This is a genomic window from Kitasatospora sp. NPDC059817, from assembly GCF_042731835.1.
Lineage (GTDB): Bacteria > Actinomycetota > Actinomycetes > Streptomycetales > Streptomycetaceae > Kitasatospora.
In genome coordinates this window covers 1-1,300 of sequence record NZ_JBHWIR010000435.1, presented here as the reverse complement: position 1 = coordinate 1,300, position 1,300 = coordinate 1, and the positions used below count along the sequence as shown (strand labels likewise).

2 protein-coding genes are annotated in these 1,300 nt (G+C 71.2%); one reads left to right on the top strand and one right to left on the bottom strand.

From position 1 onward, the window contains the following. On the bottom strand, nt 1–327 hold a 327-nt coding region (locus ACFV61_RS36070; protein ID WP_380496417.1), incomplete at its 3' end, for an MFS transporter. Nucleotides 328–617: 290 nt separating this feature from the next. Between ACFV61_RS36070 and ACFV61_RS36065 the strand changes: the two genes are divergently transcribed. After that, nucleotides 618–1,103 carry a MarR family winged helix-turn-helix transcriptional regulator gene (locus ACFV61_RS36065; protein ID WP_063351792.1) on the top strand — a complete coding sequence of 162 codons (486 nt, stop codon included), beginning with the start codon at nt 618–620 and terminating at the stop codon, nt 1,101–1,103. Nucleotides 1,104–1,300: the final 197 nt, after the last annotated feature.

Here is a 1,300-nt window from a genome sequence, read left to right as displayed (position 1 = left end):
GAAGAACGCGCCGTGGGCGAGGGAGGTCACGATGCGGCCGACGAGCATCACTCCCATGGTCGGTGCGACGGCGGAGAGCAGGTTCCCCGCCACGAACAGGCCCATGAGGATCATGAGCATCGTCTTGCGGCCGATCCGGGTGCCGAGCACCGCCATCAGCGGAGCGCCGATGACGACGCCGATCGCGTAACCGGTGACCAGGAGCCCGGCGGAGGGGATGGACACCCCGTAGTCGCCGGCGATCTCGGGCAGCAGGCCCATGACCACGAACTCGGTCGTACCGATCCCGAAAGCCCCGATGGCCAGGGCTAGGAGCGCGAGAGGCATGGTGTGCTGCCTTCCATACGATTGCTGTTGCGCCTTACGTGCTCAAACAATAGTTGCACGCGCGGGCTAAGTGCAAGTGCGGGCATTCACCTGTCGCTGGTGGTGGGCGATAGCGGCGAACATGCGGCGCGAACGGGGCCCGGGATCGCCCCGGTTCCGGCCCCACCCGGGCCGGTCGGGCGTCCCGGCGCCACGAGAGCAATGCTTGCACGAGCTGTATATGCGTGCTGGCCGATATTTCATGCAAGGGCTTATCCTTGAGGGCGTCGCACCCGGAAGGAGCCACGCCGATGACCGCCACGGACCCCGCGCTGACCGCCCTCGCCAACGGCTGGGCCGCCCTCTACCTCCTGGCCGGCCGGATCGAGGCGCACATCGAGCGCACCCTCCAGGCCGAGCACGACCTGAGCGTGCGCGAGTACTCGCTGCTCGACGTGCTCAGCCGCCAGCACGACGGCGAGGGCGGGCACCTGCAGATGAAGCAGGTCGCCGACGCGGTCGTGCTCAGCCAGAGCGCCACCACCCGCCTCGTCACCCGGCTGGAGGACCGCGGCCTGCTCTCGCGCTACCTCTGCGCGACCGACCGCCGCGGCATCTACACCGACGTGACCGGGCCCGGCCTGGAACTCCTGGAAGCGGCCAGGCCGACCAACGAGTCCGCCCTCCGGGAGGCGCTGGACGAGGCCGCCAAGAACCCCGAGCTGGCCCCGCTGGTCGCCACCGTCGAGGAGATGAACACGTCGCGACGGCTCCCGGAGCCCGCCGCCACGCGCTGAGCACGACGAAGCCCCGGAACCTCGCCAAGACGGTCCCAGGGCTTCGTGCTGACTACTTCCGCTCGGGCGCGTCCGCTACGCCCCCGCGCCTCCTGCTGCGCTCCCGCGTCCCGCGTACAGGTGCCGCTTCGCCCTCAGCGGTGCGGCCGGGGGGGGGCGGGGGGGGGCGCGCCCCCCCCCCCCCCCCCCCCCCGCGC

Bases quoted from the DNA above. Each gene is read 5' to 3' on its own strand.
- ACFV61_RS36065 (WP_063351792.1), top strand. From the start codon at position 618: ATGACCGCCACGGACCCCGCGCTGACCGCCCTCGCCAACGGCTGGGCC.